The following is a 14,402-nucleotide window of genomic DNA, read 5'->3' as shown; positions in this document are numbered from 1 at the left end:
TATGGGGATCGAAGGGTCGTTCTGGCGGGCCATCGCGGTCTATCGCTTCGCCTCCCTGGGCTACGCCGCGCTGCTGCTCGTGAGCGCCGGCGGCTACCAGCGGCCCGTCGCCGGCTGGCTCGTGCTGGGCGTGATGACCGTCTGGACCGTGGCCACCACCATCGCCTACTCGACCTCGCGGAGCCGTTCCCTGCTGGTGGTCGACGTGCTCGTCACGCTCGGCTGCATGGCGGCCTCGCCGTACGTCCAGGGGGCTGACACCGGGCCGGGGCTGATGCCGGTCACCGCCACCTGGGTCGGCGGGCCGGTGCTCGCCTGGGCCGTCCACGGCGGGCGGCGCGCGGGGGCGGTCGCGGCGATCGTGCTGTCGCTCGCCGACCTGTGGCTGCGCGGCCCGCACGGGTTCAACCTCTCCGTCCCCGTCAACGGCGCCGTGTTGCTCATCCTCGCCGGGACCGTCGTCGGCCACGTGGCCAGGCTCACCAAGGACGCGGAGCAACGGCTGCAACGGGCGGTCGAGCGGGAGGCGGCCGGGCGCGAGCGCGAGCGGATCGCGCGCGGCATCCACGACTCGGTCCTGCAGGTCCTGGCGCTGGTGCAGCGGCGCGGGCTGGAGCTCGGCGGGGAGGCCGCCGAGCTGGGCCGGCTCGCCGGCGAGCAGGAAGCCGCGGTGCGCGAGCTGATCCGCAGCGGTCCCGCCGGAGCGGAGGACGACGCGGGCCTGGTCGACGTGGGCGCCCGGCTACGCCGCTTCACCACGCCGACGGTCACCGTGTCGACGCCCGCCACGCCGCTGCCGCTCCCCGCCGCCCACGCCCGCGAGGTCGAGGCGGCCGTCGGCGCGGCGCTCGACAACGTCCGGTGGCACTGCGGCGACGACGCCAGGGCCTGGGTCTTCGCCGAGAACGACGACGTCTCGATCACCATCACCGTGCGCGACGAGGGCCCCGGCATCCCCGAGGGCCGCCTGGCGGAGGCCGAGGCGGAGGGCAGGCTCGGCATCGCGCAGTCGATCCGGGGCCGGGTCGCCGGCCTCGGCGGCACCGTCGCGTTCACCTCCGTGCCCGGTCAGGGGACCGAGGTCGAGATTAAAGTGGCGAAGTGACCAAAGCTCTGCGGGTGATGGTGGTGGACGACCACCCGATGTGGCGGGACGCGGTCGCCCGCGACCTGGAGAACGCCGCGTACGAGGTGGTGGCGACGGTCGGCGAGGGTCGTCAGGCGCTTCGCGTCGCCGGCGCCATCCGCCCCGACGTGGTCATCCTCGACCTGCACCTGCCCGACCTGCCCGGGGTGGAGGTGGCCAGAGGGCTGGCCGCGACCGAGCACCCGCCCCGCGTCCTGGTGCTGTCGGCCAGCGGCGAACACGAGGACGTGCTGGAGGCGGTCAAGGCCGGAGCCTCCGGCTACCTGGTCAAGTCGGCGAGCCGGGAGGAGTTCCTCGAAGCCGTCCGGCGCACCGCCGAAGGCGAACCGGTCTTCACCCCCGGCCTGGCCGGGCTCGTCCTCGGCGAGTATCGCCGCCTCGCCACCCAGCGGCCCGCCGCCGACGGGCCGAGCCTCACCGACCGCGAGACCGAGGTGCTGCGCCTCGTCGCCAAAGGCCTGTCCTACAAGCAGATCGCCGAACGCCTCGTGCTCAGCCACCGCACCGTGCAGAACCACGTACAGAACACTCTGAACAAGCTCCAGCTTCACAACCGCGTCGAACTCGTCCGCTACGCCATCGAACGCGGACTCGACCAGGCTTAACTGGTCAGAGACTGTCGACCTTGTACGGGTCGTGCTCGGTGAGCAGCTTGTCCAGGCGCGCCTGGTCGACCCGGCTGGACATGTGGGCGATCTCCTGCCGGTCGCGCACGACCTTGGCCAGGCCGAAGGCCGACGTCACCGTGTACAGCACCGCGATCGCCAGGAACGCGCGGACCCACGGGTCGATCGGCAGGAAGATGATGCCGAGCGCCACGCTGCCGAGCGCCACGGCGAACGAGATGACGCACTGCGCGAAGTAGGCGGCGGTCATGGTGGGCTGGACTGGTTTGGTCATGCCTTGAGGATCTGACACCGGCCCGGCGGGCGCATGAGTACGCGTACCTGAGTATTCAGTACCTAGTACCGCCATCCGGACCAGCGGGTCACCTCCACGATGACCACCGGCCCTTCGGGGCGACGCACGGCGTACTGGCCGTACTTGCTCACGAGCGCGTCGAGCGCCTCCTCGCGATCCTCCTCCGCGATCCAGGCGCTCCCGTCGGCGCGCGCCCACCACAGGCGCGTCCAGTCGTCCTCATAGTGGTCGACCAGCAGCGACACGTGCGGGTTGGCACGGATGTTACGCAGACGCCGCAGGTCGGCGCTGCGCTTCGGCTTGTGGTCGACCGCCGTCATCACCCGGTCGCCGACGACGGCGAACGTGACGGGCACGACGTGCGGCACCCCGTCAGGATCGGCGGTGCCGAGCCGGGCGACCCGCGCGGCTCGGAACAGCCGGCGCGCCGTCTCGGAATCCATCAGGGCATGACCGTACGTCCGGGGGCACCTAGGCGGGTGCTCCCCGAGGTTTGGCAGTGCTAAAGCTTGTACAGCTTGTGGAAGGGTGTCGTGATTCGCTCCTGCCGTGATCCGAAGTCGACGACAACAGCGATCTCGTCTTCCACGCCGATGACGACGCCAAGCCCGTACCGATCGTGCGTCACCTGGTCATTCAGGCTTAGCCGCTCGACGGGTGGGGCGGGTGGCGGGGGTTTGAAGGGACTTGTAGGCAGGTGACGGCGGGGCGCGCCGCTAGCTGGCTTCACCCCTCCAGTATGTGCCGCCTTGGCAAACGCTCGCGACGGGGGTGGGGTTACTTGTCAAAGAATCATGCTCGAGGAGACCTGTTGGAGAGGCGATAGACATGTCCGAAAGGGCGGTCCACAAGGACCTGGAGAGGGCACGACGTGCCGGTGAGCCGGTGCGGATCAGCCGCGAAATCGACGACGCCGATCATCTCGACGGCCTGCGCGGGGAACGCTTCCAGCCGCTGCCGGACGTCGACCTCGACTCCACCAAGGGCCTGATCGAGACGTTCCCCCTGCTGGGGGTGCACATCGAGAGAATCGACCCGCACGTCTGCTTGGCGGAGTTGGACGAGGTGGAGCGCCCTTCCACGCCGCGGATGTCGGTCGCGCCGCCGTCGAGCTGCGTGACGATGACAGAAGGCCCGCAGCGCACCGGCGACGGCCCCGCCGACCGAAGCCCGGCCGCGTCGCCTTTGTTCTTCTCCTCTTCCGGCGGCTCGAATGGGCTTCAGCTTGCCTTTTCGCCCTCGTGCCTGCCCACTGCGCGCCTCCTCACTCGGATAACCGCTCACTGTGAGCGTGCGACTACTGAGGGGATTCGTAAGGAGTCTCAGGAGTGGTCGCGAAGCGCCGCTTCCAGGCGGAGGCCGAGGCCGGCCAGGGTTGCCACGAGGCAGGTCACCAGCCATGGCCACGATGGATCGCGGCGGGAGAACACGAGAATCCCCAGCGCGAGAATCGCGCCGCCCGACATGATGACGGTGCCCCACCAGCGCAGGGTGGCGATCGGGTCGAACTCCGGGGCGGGACGGCCGAGGACCGGCTCCTCTGGTTCGGACACAGCGAGAGCATGGCATACGACCTGATCGCGGAGAAAGCCCCGTCCCGTCCGCGGATCCGGTCAGGGAGTGAGGACGAGACGCCCCCGGAGGCCACCTCCGGCGAGGCGTCGGTGGGCGGCGGCGACCTGGTCGAGGGGCATGGTCCCGGCGACGCGCAGGGCCAGGGAGCCCGCTTCGGCCATGGCGGCGAGCTCGGACAGGAGAGCACTGTCAGCGCGGATCCAGTGGTTGAAGACCCGGATGCCGCGCAGCGGATGCGGCGCCCCTCCCGCGACCAGCGCGGCGAAGGCGCCCCCCGACCGGACCGCGTCGAGGGCCGCCGCTCCGACCACGGCAGCGTCCAGCGCCGCGTGCACGCCGCCGGGTACGAGCGACCGGACCGCCTCGCCCAGCCGTGCCGTGCGCGGCACGAACACCTCGGCTCCGAGCCTGCGGACGAGCGGTTCGTCGTCGGCTCCGGCGACCGCGACCACCCGGAGCCCCCGCGCGACGGCCAGTTGGATCGCGAAACCGCCGACGGCACCGGCCGCCCCGGTCACCAGCAGCGTCTGCCCGGCGCCCAGGGCGAGCCCGGAGAGCGCCTGCGCGGCCGTCAGGCCGTTCAGGGGCAGCGTGGCCGCCTGCGCGGGCGAGACGCCCGCAGGCGCGGCTGCGACCGCGTCTGCGTCGAGCACGACGTGTTCGGCCTGAGCGCCGATCGGTACGTCCAACCGGTCGGACAGCCCGATCACCTGATCCCCGCGCCGGATGCCGGTGACCCCGGGGCCCGTCTGTTCGACGGTTCCGGCGACATCCCACCCGATGCCGATCACGTCGCGCGCCGGCAGCAAGCCCGCCTCGGTGAGCGCGCCGGACCGCGTGGCCAGGTCGACCGGGTTGACCGTCGCGGCCTCGACCCGGATGCGAACCTGCCCCTCTGCCGCGACCGGCGACGGCAGGTCCGCGATCTGCAGAACTTCGGGCCCCCCGAAGGCACGTACGACAACTGCGCGCATGAGACTCTCTCCAGACGTTGCGTGACTTGGGTGACGACCGTATGGAGAGCTACTCTCTATCGGGAAGTACGCACTTCAAGGTGCTTAACGTACGGGCGGGTTGCCATCGCAGGCGGCGCGCCCCACCTGGCGCCGCTGGTTCCCCCGTCGAAGGAGCGCCTCAAGTCGTGACGGAGAAGCACGATCTCCCCACCATCGCCTTTCCTTCCCAGGCCGCGTTCGAGAAGTGGCTCGAAGCCGAGCACGACGTGTCGCCGGGGCTCTGGCTGAAGATCGCCAAGAAGGACTCCGGGATTCCCTCCGTCAGCTACTCCGAGGCGCTCGACGTGGCGCTGTGCTTCGGCTGGATCGACGGGCAGAAGGCCAAGTTCGACGCCGAGCACTGGCTGCAGCGGTTCACCCCGCGCAAGCCTAGGAGCAGGTGGTCGCAGGTGAACTGCGGCCGGGTCGAGCAGCTCATCGCCGGCGGGGCGATGCGCCCGGCCGGTCTCGCGCAGATCGAGAAGGCGAAGGCCGACGGCAGGTGGGACGCGGCCTACGCCTCGCCCAGGACCGCGACCGTACCCGACGACCTCCAGGCGGCGCTCGACGCCGATCCGGCCGCGGCGGAGTTCTTCGCGACGCTGGACAAGGCGAACCGCTTCGCGATCCTCTACCGCGTCGGCGACGCCAAGAGGCCCGCGACCCGGGCGGCCCGCATCGAGAAGTTCGTCGCGATGCTGCGGGAGCACAAGAAGATCTACCCTTGAGTCCGTGTGTAGGTACGCGATGGTCGTCCACAAGGTCCACTACGTGTGCGTCGCCTGCCGTCAGAGCCGCAAATCGCCGTGGGACGGTCGAGAGCACCTATGCACCCGATGCCGGACGCCGATGCTCTTCGCCGGCCACGACTTCGCCGCACCGCGTAAGACCAAGGACCGGGAGTGGGCGGCCGTCACCGCCGTCCTGGAGGCCGGCCTGCGCTACGACGGCTTCGCGACCTGCGGCTGCTCCAGAGACCCCAAGTACCGGCCGCGTACGAAGGCGCAGGTACGGGCACGACGCCGGATGGCGGCACGCGGAGGGCTGTCCGAGGCCGAGGCCCTCGCACTCCGCGACCCCGGCGACGCTTACCCGCCACGGTCCGCCGCATTCTCGCCAAAGAGTGGCCTGGCGCCCGTGGGCCGAAACCTTGCCACACTGTCGTGTGTCTGAACAGCCATGGATTCTCGATTGAGCAAGCGCGTGACGACGTGGACGGCCGCTGCGACCATCTTGAGCGCCTCCCTGGCCGCCTCCACGGCGCTGCCCGCCTTCGGAGGCACGTCCACCACCGCCGACAAGACCAAGACGCTCTCTTTCCGGGGCATGAATATCACCGTCCCATCCGAGTGGAAGGTGACCAAGGACAAGCGCTGGGACATTCTTCATGTCGAGACCAAGCCCAACTGCGACCCCGAGAAGACCGGCTGCCCATCCTTCAGGATCGGCGGGCCCAAAATGATCCACGGCTCCAAGGATCCGAACTGGATCGGGGAGGTCTACAAGCCCGGCGACTATCCCTTCCATCCCGAGACCAGACCCTGGCGTCCGGCCACCGGCAGGTGGGCAAGGGGCACAAGGCCCGATACTACGAATGGGCCGGCGAATGCTACGACGAAAAGAAGCGGCGGGTGACCAGGAAGTTCGTCCAGCGGGAGTGGTACCTGCCGAAGGAAAAGATCGTCATCGAGGATGGCTGGGACACCCCCGGCCTCGCGGGCGCCATCAAGCGCGCCACCTGGAACTGACCCCGCGACAATCCCGCCGCGCCTTCCGCGCATTGTTCCGGTGCGCGGAAGGTCGCTCCCACGCGCGTGCCGAACCCGAGATCGACCGCGCCTCGACGTGTCGATGCAGCGCCAGGAATGGGGGACGGCGGTGTGCCTGGCGCCGTGACGTCTCGGGAACGACGAAGGCCCTCGACCCGACGAACGGGCGAGGGCCTTTCACCTGCGGAGGATCGGGGATTTGAACCCCGGATGGTGTTGCCACCAAACCGCATTAGCAGTGCGGCGCCATAGACCTGACTAGGCGAATCCTCCTGGTAGCCACGTGGCTCAGGACAGCGTACCGGCCTTCTGGCGAGGCGGCAAAGTGGTTCGGCCGCGGGTCTGTCCGGCCGGTTGTCCACAGCCTGTGGGTAACCGCCTGTGGACAAAGCCCGCTCCTGGTCGGGAGCGGGCTCAGGGCTGTGGATAACTGTGCTGTGGATACTACTGGGCGGGGTTCGCCTCGCCCTCGATCTCGACCTTGATCTTCTTGCCGACCAGGACGCCGCCGGTCTCCAGGGCCTGGTTCCAGGTGAGGCCGAAGTCCTCGCGGTCGAACTCGGTGTTGATGGAGAAGCCCCAGACGGCCTGGCCCCACGGGTTGGTGCCGGCGCCGCCGTACTCGACGGTGAGCTCGACCTCCTTGGTGACCTCGCGGATCGTCAGGTCGCCGACGACGGTGAACTCGTCGCCCGAGTGGTCGGTGACGCGGGTGCTCCTGAAGGTGATCTCGGGGAACTTGTCCACGGCCAGGAAGTCGTCGCTGCGCAGGTGGCCGTCGCGGTCGCCGACGCCGGTGGAGATGCTCTCGGTCTTGATCGTGAGCTCGGCGGTCGACTCGAGCGGGTTCTCAGCGATCGTGACGGAACCGGAGAAGTCGGAGAAGTTGCCGCGTACCTTGCTGACCATCATGTGCTTGACGACGAAGCCGATGCTGGTGTGGGCGACGTCGAGCGTGTAGGTGCCTGCGGCGGGGACGGTGAGGCCGTCCCAGGTGCGAGTGGTCATGGGGTTCCTCCGGAAGGAGCTTGATGTGCGGACGTTTGCGCCAACAAATGTCTACACGAGGAATATTCCGCACGTCAACTAACGTCCGTTAGGGTATGAGCGTGACCCACATCGACGACCCCAGGCTGACGGCCATGGGCTTGCTGGCGGAGGTGCATGCCGGGCTGACGGCCAGGATGCAGCCGGTGTTCAGTGCGGCCGGACTGTCGGACATCGACTTCGAGACCCTGGTCAGGCTGGGGCGTTCGCCGCGGCAGCAGCTCCGGATGACCGATCTGGCCGCGCAGACCGGCCTGTCCACGAGTGGCGTGACCCGCGTGATCGACCGTTTGGAACGTGACGGCCTGGTCGCCAGGCAGGCGTGCGCCACCGACCGGCGGGCCTCCTACGCCACGCTGACCGATCCGGGCCGCGACAAGCTGGCCGAGGTGCTGCCCCGGCATCTGGAGGACATCGACGAGTGTCTGACCGGGTTGCTGAACGCCGCCGAGCTGGAGACGTTCCTGGCCACGCTCAGGAAGATCAGGCAGGTCGTCCGGCCCTGCGCTACGGCCGGGGCAGACCCAGTTCACTCCTGAGCTTGGCCATGGCCCGCGACACCGTGCTCTTCACCGTGCCCACGCTTATCCCCAGCGTGCTGGCGATCTCCGGCTCGGTCATGTCCTCGTAGTAGCGCAGCACGATCGCCGCCCGCATCCGCTCGGGCAGCCGCTGCAGGGCCAGTTCGAGCCGCTCGTGCACGTCGCCGCAGGCTTCTGCCGGCGTAATGACCTCGGGAAGGTCGTCGGACGGGTACTCTTCCAGCTTGCGACGCCGCCATTGGGAGATGTTGATGTTGACCATCGCCCGCCTCACGTACCCGTCGAGCGCCCCCCGGTCCTGGATGCGGTCCCATGCGAGGTATGTCTTGGTCAGTGCGCTCTGCAGGAGATCCTCCGCGTCCAGCGGGTGTCCGGTGAGCTGCTTGGCGGCACGCAGCAGCGCGGGGCCGCGCGCCACCACGTACTCGCGGAACTCCTCGTCGAATCTCTGCATCCCGGCCAGAATCCCAGCCTGGAGCCGTGTTCAGGCTGAACCGCAATTCAGGATTCGGCCCGCCGTGGATAAAGGTCAGTCAAGGTCGGTGGCAGTTTGTATGACGCCGGATGTCATCTCCTTCCCCAGGGGATGCGTATTTTGCTCCCCTGTGCGCCGTAAGGCGGGAGTCCAGCCGCACTCGTGTGACCCTGGTAGGCGGGACGAGGGAGGGGCGGATGGGCTATCCGAGTGTTGAGCGCCGCCGGGTGCTGGCCGCCGCGGCGCTGGGCCGCGAGGCGGCGGCTCCGGGGCCGGGACCGGAGGGCGGCGATCCCCTGCACGCGGTCACCGGCGAGATCCTCGACGTGAGCCCTCACCTGATCGCCATCGAGACCCCGGACGGCAGGCAGGAGCGGCTGGTCATCGCGCCGTGGGCGACCGCGTGGCACGGCGGTGACGTCGCCCCGGCCGACCTGCCCGTACACGCCACGGTCCTGATGCGCGCGCTGCGCGACGGCAAGGTGGTCGAGCGGATCTGGGCCGACACCGTCCGCCTCACCGGCACGATCGTGTCGGTCGAAGGCCGCAAGGACGTGACCGTGGAGCTCGACTGCGGCCCGCACCGGGGTCACCGGACCATCGTGATCCCTTACCGTGCCACGGGTCGGCTGCGGGTGCGTCATCCCCAGTTCGAGCCGGGTTTCCTGTTCGACGCGATCGGGATCAGGAAGGACGGCGCCACGCTGGCGCTGCTGCCCGCCACGTCGCAGCCCGCCTATCCCGCGCGGGCCGTGCCGCCTCCACCGCCGTCCTACGCCGGCGCCCAGTCGCGCATCTCGGGCACCGTCACCTGGTCCGACGTCTTCGACGCGCAGGAGCGCGGCGCCGCCTACCCGATGGTGGAGCGCTCCGACGCCGGATGTCCCGACGCCGGCGTGTCCTGCGCAGCTCTGCCGTACCTGGCCATCGGCTCGCTGCTCCAGGTTCAGAACGTGTGCGCGAACCGGTCGGCGGTCGTGCCGATCGTCGCGTGCGGCTGCGTGGCCGGGCGCTTCTGCGACCGGTGCGTCGAGTGCGGCACCTCGCCGCGCGGGCGGATCGCCGAGCTCTCCCCGGCCAGCTACGTGGAGCTGGGCGGCGACCTGGTGAACGGGTGTTTCAACGCGCAGATCGGATTGGGGTGACACGCGTGCTGGCTTCACAGGTGCCGGTCCTGATCGTCCTGCTCGTCCTGGGGACGGTGGCCAAGATCTCCGTCGTCCGGTCGGGCCGGGAGCCGGGTGCGCTGGCGAGGCTGGGGCCGGCGGTCCTGATGCCGGGCCGGCTGCAGCGGCCGTCCCTGCTCGTCTGCGCCGCCGGCGAGCTGGTGCTCGCCGTCGGCCTGCTGGTCTCGGCGCACCCGCTGTTCCGGTGGGGAACGGTCGCGTTCTTCGCCCTTTCCACGTACGTCCTGCTGGAACTGCGCAGGCGGCGGCCGGATGCCGGATGCGGCTGCTTCGGCGAGGTGAGCTCGGCGCCGGTCGGACTGCGGTCGATCGGCAGGACCGTCGTGCTGACCGGGATGGCCCTGATGGCGGTGTGGGCCGGGGCGCCGGGGTGGATGGCGTTCGCCCATCCGGCCTGGGGGTTCACGCTGGCCGGTGTGGCCGTGCTGGCGGCGCTGTCGCCGGAGATCGACGAGCTGGTCGACCGGGCCCGGCACCGCGCCCCGTGCGAGCAGCGCCGGGGCCCGCAGGAGGGGGTGTCGCTGGCGAGGCTCAAGTCGAGCGGCCCGTGGCGCGCCCACGAGGCCGACCTGGCCAGTGCGGAGCCCTATGACAGCTGGCGGGAGCTGTGCTGGCGGTTCTTCGCCTTTCAGAACCACGAGCGGGACGACGTGGTCTTCGCGGTCTATCTGGCCGGGCGGCGGCCCGCGGTGCGGGTCGCGGTGGTCAGCGCGGAGTCTCTGCCGGAATATACGACGGTATCGGCCTGACTCTAGACAGCCTTATAGAGCGCTCGATTGAACTCTATTGGGCTGTCTAGCTTCCCCACTAGACAGCCCAATAGAGGGCTAGGGGTGGTGCTCACATCGGTTGGGCACGCAGGAACCTCCCGAAATGCGGCACCGTGAACGCGATCAGGCCGCGTTCGGCGCTGTAGATCAGGCCCTTCTTGATGAGGCTGTCGCGGGCGGGGGAGAGGCTGGACGGCTTGCGGCCGAGCGCCTCGGCCACGTCGGCGGTGGGGACCGGCTCGTCGCCGATCTCGGCCATGGCGTGCATGTAGTCGCGCTCGGCGGGGGTGGCGCGCTCGTAGCGGCTGCCGAAGAAGCCCACGGCCAGCTCCTCCTCCGCCTCCGGGGCCGACACCTTGACGTCGTCGAGAGTGATCGGGCTGCGCAGCGCCAGGTCCCAGGCCACCTTGCCGTAGGCCTGGACGAAGTAGGGGTAGCCGTCGGCCGCCTCGTAGAGGGCGTCGAGCGCCTCCTGGGTGAACTCGACCTCCTCCTCGCGCGCGGGCAGGATCAGCGCCAGGTCGGCGGCCTCCCGGTCGAGCTTGTCGATGCGGGCGTAGCGGAAGAGCCGCTCGCTGTAGCTCTTGCTGGCCGACAGCACGCTCGGCAGGTGCGGCAGCCCGGCGCCGACCACGATGAGCGGCCCGCCCGACTGCGACAGCTCGTGGCAGGCCGCGCAGAGCGCCGAGACGTCGGCGGCCTGCACGTCCTGCATCTCGTCGATGAACAGGGCGATGCCGACGCCCAGGTCGGTGGCCACGCCGGAGGCGTCGACGAACAGCTCGGTCAGGTCGATCTCCAGGTCGCCGGAGTCGGCCCGGCCCCGGCTGGCCGGCACCTCGATGCCGGGCGACCAGTGCGAGGTGCCCTTGGCGGCGGCGGGGTCGCGCATGGCGAACGCCTTGAGCACGCCGAGGAACTCCTCGATGCGCTCCGGCGCGCGGTGGCGGGGGGCCAGCTCGCGGATCGCCATGTGCAGGGCGGCGGCGACGGGACGGCGGATCGACTGGTCGGGCCGAGCCTCGATCTTGCCCGTGCCCCACAGCCGCTGCATCGCCATGGACTTGAAGGTGTTGAGAAGCACGGTCTTGCCGACGCCGCGCAGGCCGGTGACGACCATGCTGCGCTCGGGGCGGCCGCGGGCCACCCGCTCCAGCACGACCTCGAACTGCTGCAGCTCGCGGTCGCGCCCGGCGAGCTCCGGCGGACGCTGTCCGGCTCCGGGGGCGTAGGGGTTGCGCACGGGGTCCACGCTCTCGGACTCTATTGCCGGATATAGCGGCCGTCTTAGATTTGGGAAGAAAGTGCTACGGCGTGTCCGGGCAGGGGCGAGCTCAAGCACGGTCACCGATCACACCCCCTCCCACCAGGCCGAACCCATGTTCGATTCGAGTACCTAAGACTGTAGCGCGGACTCGAACAGGTGCGCGATGATTTCGGGTAAAGAAGTTTGCAACAGCCGAGCCCACCCCGGGCGTCATGGTGGTGTGGAGTTCGAGGATTTCGTCCGGGCCAGAGGGCCGGCCCTCCTCAGATACGGCTACGTGCTCACCGGCAACGCCGATGACGCCGCCGATCTGGTGCAGGAGGCGCTGCTCCGGCTGAGCGACACCTGGCGGCGCGTGCGCAACAAGGACAATCCGGAGTCGTACGTACGCACGATCATGGCCCGCCAGCACGTGAGCTGGTGGCGAAAGGTGCGGCGTGAGCGCCTGACGGGCGAGCTGCCGGAAGGCTCCTACACCGACCGTCACTCCACCGGCGAGCTCTGGAAGGAGCTGGCCACACTGCCACGGCGGCAACGCGCCGTGCTGGTGCTGCGTTACTACGAGGACCTGTCCGACCAGGAAATCGCCACGATTCTCGGCATCTCCCGGGGAACGGTGCGAAGCCAGGCGTTCCGCGCGCTCAACACGCTCCGGGTCAGGCCGGCGATGCTCGAAAGGGGACGGGCGTGAGGACAGAGGACGAGCTGGTCACGGCTCTGCGGGAAGGTGTGAAAGGGGCGCCGGAGTCCGATCTGCTGGCGGGCGTCACCCGGTTGCGGAAGCGGCGCGCCAGGAGACGTGCGCAGTTCCTCGCCGCGGCGGCCGTGGTGGCCGTGGCGGGTACGGGCACGGCGGTCATCAGGGGCGCCGCCGTCGACGGCCCCCCGCAGCCACAGGGGTCGGTCACGGCGTCGGCCGAGGTGTCGGCAACGGTCACGGCCACGGTCACGGCATCGGCGACGACGTCGCCGGAGTCGGTCAGGCGGCAGGACGCGGTGGCCGGGGAGCTGTGGCCGGACGCGGTGTTCACCATGCCGGCGGAGAACTCCGACGGCTGGCGTTACCGCCCCATCACCGCCATCAGCCCCACGGAGGTGCTGCTCAGCGCCGAGTCGTCGTTCGAGAAGGCCGGCAAGTTCGAGGTGTACGACAGCGCGACCGGCACGGCCAGGGTCGTCGCCGAAGTGCCCGAGGACGACCGGCTGAAGAGGTACATCACGCAGAGCGTCACGGTCGACGGCGAGAACCTCGCCTGGTACGCGTACGGCGAGCAGGCCGACGGCACGCAGATCCGCGACATCTGGACCGTCCCGCTGGCCGGCGGAGACCCCAGGCTGGTGACGAGCCGCGTCGGCGAGGACGCCGACCTCGACGCGATCGCCCTCGACGGCGACCACGTCGTCTGGTCGGAGGTCGACGGCGGCGTGTGGCGGCATCCGCTCGGCGGGAGCACGCCCGAGAAGATCCCGGGCAGCGACGGCCTGCACCTGATCAAGTGGCCGTGGGCCTCCGACGTCGCGGACCTGCCGGGTGACATGGAGCGCAGCCAGACCCGGCTGGTGAACCTGGAGGACGGCTCCAACGTCTCCGTGCAGGCTCCGCCGGGCGTGGAGCGCCTGCGCTGCGGCCCGGTCTGGTGCTTCGGCCGGGGATCGGACGGGACGGTCGTCACGAGGGTCGACGGCTCGCAACCGCCCCGGCGGATCCAGGTGAGCAGCGGCGGGCCGGCGCGGTATCCGATCCTCGACCGCTTCCTGCCGGCGAGCATGGCCGTGTACGACCTGGCGACCGGCAAGCTGGCCGCGTTCGGCGGCACCGGGACCTGGTACGGCATGGGCGTCTCGTCCGAGCCGAGCGCGATCTACTACTGGGGAGCCACCAAGGGCGACAAGCCGGACAAGTTCCGGGTGCTGAACTTGGCAGCCGTCCCGCCCGCGCAATAGCGTTCGACCTCATGCGGACCTTCGCGAACGTACAGGAACTCAAGGCGGGCGTCGGCGAGACGTTCGGCCCCACCGAGTGGCGCACCATCACTCAGGAGCAGGTCAACCTCTTCGCCGACGCCACCGACGACCATCAGTGGATCCACGTCGACGTGGAGCGGGCCAAGGAGGGCCCGTTCGGCGGCACGATCGCGCACGGCTACCTGAGCCTGTCGCTGCTGCCGGCGTTCATGTTCGAGCTGGTGCGGGTCGAGGGCATCGCGATGGGCGTCAACTACGGCCTGAACAAGGTGCGCTTCCCCCGCCCGGTGCCGGTCGGGGCGCGGGTGCGGGCCGTGGCCGAGCTGACCGACGTCAAGGGCACCCCGGCGGGCTACCTGTCCAACCTCAAGATGACGATCGAGGTCGAGGGCGAGAAGCGTCCCGCGTGCATCGCGGAGACCCTCAGCCTTTACGTTCCCGCGGAGTAGACGGGCCGCGGGCCCCCGCCCGCGGCCGGTTTCATGGAAATTTCGTTACGGGGGAATTACCCAGGTCAGGGGTGTGTTGGACATTTCTGTACGCGGGTAGACGCATCCGGCTCTCGGGCGTCATGACCCACCGCCACAGGAACCGACCTGTGACCGCTGAATCCGCTTTTACGCGGAACCGGGGACCCATGTGTTCCACCGGGGTGAATCGGCAGACTCTTCGCCGTAGGGCAGCTTCCACGCCCGAACCCGTCAGCTAACCCGGTAAGCGGCATGGAAGCGAGGAGTTACCC

At 69.7% G+C, this 14,402-nt stretch carries 19 protein-coding genes, 1 tRNA gene and 1 riboswitch; of the genes, 11 read left to right on the top strand and 9 right to left on the bottom strand.

All coding sequences use genetic code 11. The features are described from left to right. Window position 1 precedes the first annotated feature (1 nt). Together macS and ADY59_RS04480 are read left to right on the top strand one after the other, a co-directional pair. Entirely contained in the window at window positions 2–1,105 is a 1,104-nt protein-coding gene (gene macS, locus ADY59_RS04485) for a MacS family sensor histidine kinase (protein WP_049557938.1), read from the top strand. 17 nt (window positions 1,106–1,122) lie between these two features. Next, window positions 1,123–1,752, top strand: coding sequence for a response regulator (locus ADY59_RS04480; RefSeq protein ID WP_049558112.1), 630 nt, complete (start codon window positions 1,123–1,125; stop codon window positions 1,750–1,752). 4 nt (window positions 1,753–1,756) lie between these two features. Here ADY59_RS04480 and ADY59_RS04475 read toward each other — a convergent pair whose 3' ends face one another. The 5 genes from ADY59_RS04475 to ADY59_RS04455 form a co-directional block, all read right to left on the bottom strand. Then, a complete protein-coding gene (locus ADY59_RS04475) occupies window positions 1,757–2,047 on the bottom strand; it encodes a YiaA/YiaB family inner membrane protein (protein WP_049557935.1) in 291 nt (96 codons plus the stop codon). A gap of 62 nt (window positions 2,048–2,109) precedes the next feature. After that, the gene (locus ADY59_RS04470) at window positions 2,110–2,511 is read right to left on the bottom strand and encodes a TIGR03668 family PPOX class F420-dependent oxidoreductase (RefSeq protein WP_049557932.1); all 402 of its coding nucleotides are present in this window, start codon (window positions 2,509–2,511) and stop codon (window positions 2,110–2,112) included. Between the two features lie 349 nt (window positions 2,512–2,860). Continuing rightward, window positions 2,861–3,109 carry a hypothetical protein gene (locus ADY59_RS49610; protein ID WP_156325290.1) on the bottom strand — a complete coding sequence of 83 codons (249 nt, stop codon included), beginning with the start codon at window positions 3,107–3,109 and terminating at the stop codon, window positions 2,861–2,863. 281 nt (window positions 3,110–3,390) lie between these two features. Beyond that, window positions 3,391–3,621 (bottom strand): hypothetical protein, encoded by a 231-nt coding sequence (locus tag ADY59_RS49605; RefSeq protein ID WP_156325289.1) that lies wholly within the window; start codon window positions 3,619–3,621, stop codon window positions 3,391–3,393. Window positions 3,622–3,681: 60 nt separating this feature from the next. Continuing rightward, a complete protein-coding gene (locus ADY59_RS04455) occupies window positions 3,682–4,617 on the bottom strand; it encodes an NADP-dependent oxidoreductase (protein WP_049557927.1) in 936 nt (311 codons plus the stop codon). 167 nt (window positions 4,618–4,784) lie between these two features. Here ADY59_RS04455 and ADY59_RS04450 point away from each other — a divergent pair, with 167 nt between their 5' ends. The 3 genes from ADY59_RS04450 to ADY59_RS49600 are packed head-to-tail and all read left to right on the top strand — an operon-like array spanning window position 4,785 to window position 6,273. Further along, a complete protein-coding gene (locus tag ADY59_RS04450) occupies window positions 4,785–5,366 on the top strand; it encodes a YdeI/OmpD-associated family protein (RefSeq protein ID WP_049557923.1) in 582 nt (193 codons plus the stop codon). A gap of 4 nt (window positions 5,367–5,370) precedes the next feature. Continuing rightward, on the top strand, window positions 5,371–5,811 hold the full coding sequence (locus ADY59_RS51045; RefSeq protein WP_197093429.1) for a hypothetical protein: 441 nt from the start codon (window positions 5,371–5,373) through the stop codon (window positions 5,809–5,811). 18 nt (window positions 5,812–5,829) lie between these two features. Then, window positions 5,830–6,273 (top strand): hypothetical protein, encoded by a 444-nt coding sequence (locus ADY59_RS49600; RefSeq protein ID WP_156325288.1) that lies wholly within the window; start codon window positions 5,830–5,832, stop codon window positions 6,271–6,273. A gap of 318 nt (window positions 6,274–6,591) precedes the next feature. On the opposite strand, the gene ADY59_RS04435 is transcribed toward ADY59_RS49600, so the two are convergent. Both ADY59_RS04435 and ADY59_RS04430 read right to left on the bottom strand, forming a co-directional pair. Continuing rightward, window positions 6,592–6,680: transfer RNA gene (locus ADY59_RS04435), tRNA-Ser, on the bottom strand. Between the two features lie 171 nt (window positions 6,681–6,851). Next, complete coding sequence (locus tag ADY59_RS04430) at window positions 6,852–7,415, bottom strand: YceI family protein (protein ID WP_049557915.1); 564 nt, start codon at window positions 7,413–7,415, stop codon at window positions 6,852–6,854. 95 nt (window positions 7,416–7,510) lie between these two features. Between ADY59_RS04430 and ADY59_RS04425 the strand changes: the two genes are divergently transcribed. Further along, window positions 7,511–7,993, top strand: a complete 483-nt coding sequence (locus ADY59_RS04425) for a MarR family winged helix-turn-helix transcriptional regulator (RefSeq protein WP_049557913.1) — start codon at window positions 7,511–7,513, stop codon at window positions 7,991–7,993. Here the strand turns inward: ADY59_RS04425 and ADY59_RS04420 are convergent. Continuing rightward, a complete protein-coding gene (locus ADY59_RS04420) occupies window positions 7,962–8,450 on the bottom strand; it encodes a SigE family RNA polymerase sigma factor (protein WP_049557910.1) in 489 nt (162 codons plus the stop codon). The genes ADY59_RS04425 and ADY59_RS04420 overlap by 32 nt on opposite strands. A 218-nt stretch (window positions 8,451–8,668) precedes the next feature. Here ADY59_RS04420 and ADY59_RS04415 point away from each other — a divergent pair, with 218 nt between their 5' ends. Together ADY59_RS04415 and ADY59_RS04410 are read left to right on the top strand one after the other, a co-directional pair. Then, window positions 8,669–9,616 (top strand): hypothetical protein, encoded by a 948-nt coding sequence (locus tag ADY59_RS04415; RefSeq protein ID WP_049557907.1) that lies wholly within the window; start codon window positions 8,669–8,671, stop codon window positions 9,614–9,616. Window positions 9,617–9,621: 5 nt separating this feature from the next. Further along, window positions 9,622–10,407, top strand: coding sequence for a MauE/DoxX family redox-associated membrane protein (locus ADY59_RS04410; RefSeq protein WP_231618539.1), 786 nt, complete (start codon window positions 9,622–9,624; stop codon window positions 10,405–10,407). 91 nt (window positions 10,408–10,498) lie between these two features. Here ADY59_RS04410 and ADY59_RS04405 read toward each other — a convergent pair whose 3' ends face one another. Beyond that, window positions 10,499–11,680, bottom strand: a complete 1,182-nt coding sequence (locus ADY59_RS04405; RefSeq protein WP_049557903.1) for an ATP-binding protein — start codon at window positions 11,678–11,680, stop codon at window positions 10,499–10,501. 235 nt (window positions 11,681–11,915) lie between these two features. On the opposite strand from ADY59_RS04405, the gene ADY59_RS04400 reads away from it, so the two are divergent. The 3 genes from ADY59_RS04400 to ADY59_RS04390 are packed head-to-tail and all read left to right on the top strand — an operon-like array spanning window position 11,916 to window position 14,109. Continuing rightward, window positions 11,916–12,386 (top strand): SigE family RNA polymerase sigma factor, encoded by a 471-nt coding sequence (locus ADY59_RS04400; protein ID WP_231618538.1) that lies wholly within the window; start codon window positions 11,916–11,918, stop codon window positions 12,384–12,386. After that, entirely contained in the window at window positions 12,383–13,639 is a 1,257-nt protein-coding gene (locus ADY59_RS04395; RefSeq protein ID WP_049557900.1) for a hypothetical protein, read from the top strand. The genes ADY59_RS04400 and ADY59_RS04395 overlap by 4 nt, the downstream gene beginning before the upstream one ends. Before the next feature lie 11 nt (window positions 13,640–13,650). Beyond that, complete coding sequence (locus ADY59_RS04390) at window positions 13,651–14,109, top strand: MaoC family dehydratase (protein WP_049557897.1); 459 nt, start codon at window positions 13,651–13,653, stop codon at window positions 14,107–14,109. Window positions 14,110–14,253: 144 nt separating this feature from the next. Then, window positions 14,254–14,395, top strand: a riboswitch (cyclic di-AMP (ydaO/yuaA leader). Window positions 14,396–14,402 lie beyond the last annotated feature (7 nt).

It is taken from the genome of Nonomuraea sp. SBT364 (genome assembly GCF_001083785.1).
Taxonomy (GTDB): Bacteria; Actinomycetota; Actinomycetes; order Streptosporangiales; family Streptosporangiaceae; genus Nonomuraea.
The sequence above is the reverse complement of the archived record's forward strand: the minus strand, read 5'-3'. Positions and strand labels throughout refer to the sequence as shown.

Excerpts from the sequence above, each read along its gene's own strand:
- ADY59_RS04390 (WP_049557897.1), top strand. The coding sequence starts at position 13,651 with ATGCGGACCTTCGCGAACGTACAGGAACTCAAGGCGGGCGTCGGCGAG.
- ADY59_RS04430 (WP_049557915.1), bottom strand. The coding sequence starts at position 7,415 with ATGACCACTCGCACCTGGGACGGCCTCACCGTCCCCGCCGCAGGCACC.
- ADY59_RS04475 (WP_049557935.1), bottom strand. The coding sequence starts at position 2,047 with ATGACCAAACCAGTCCAGCCCACCATGACCGCCGCCTACTTCGCGCAG.
- ADY59_RS04470 (WP_049557932.1), bottom strand. The coding sequence starts at position 2,511 with ATGGATTCCGAGACGGCGCGCCGGCTGTTCCGAGCCGCGCGGGTCGCC.
- ADY59_RS04425 (WP_049557913.1), top strand. The coding sequence starts at position 7,511 with ATGAGCGTGACCCACATCGACGACCCCAGGCTGACGGCCATGGGCTTG.
- macS (WP_049557938.1), top strand. The coding sequence starts at position 2 with ATGGGGATCGAAGGGTCGTTCTGGCGGGCCATCGCGGTCTATCGCTTC.
- ADY59_RS04415 (WP_049557907.1), top strand. The coding sequence starts at position 8,669 with ATGGGCTATCCGAGTGTTGAGCGCCGCCGGGTGCTGGCCGCCGCGGCG.
- ADY59_RS04480 (WP_049558112.1), top strand. The coding sequence starts at position 1,123 with ATGGTGGTGGACGACCACCCGATGTGGCGGGACGCGGTCGCCCGCGAC.
- ADY59_RS04420 (WP_049557910.1), bottom strand. The coding sequence starts at position 8,450 with ATGCAGAGATTCGACGAGGAGTTCCGCGAGTACGTGGTGGCGCGCGGC.
- ADY59_RS04455 (WP_049557927.1), bottom strand. The coding sequence starts at position 4,617 with ATGCGCGCAGTTGTCGTACGTGCCTTCGGGGGGCCCGAAGTTCTGCAG.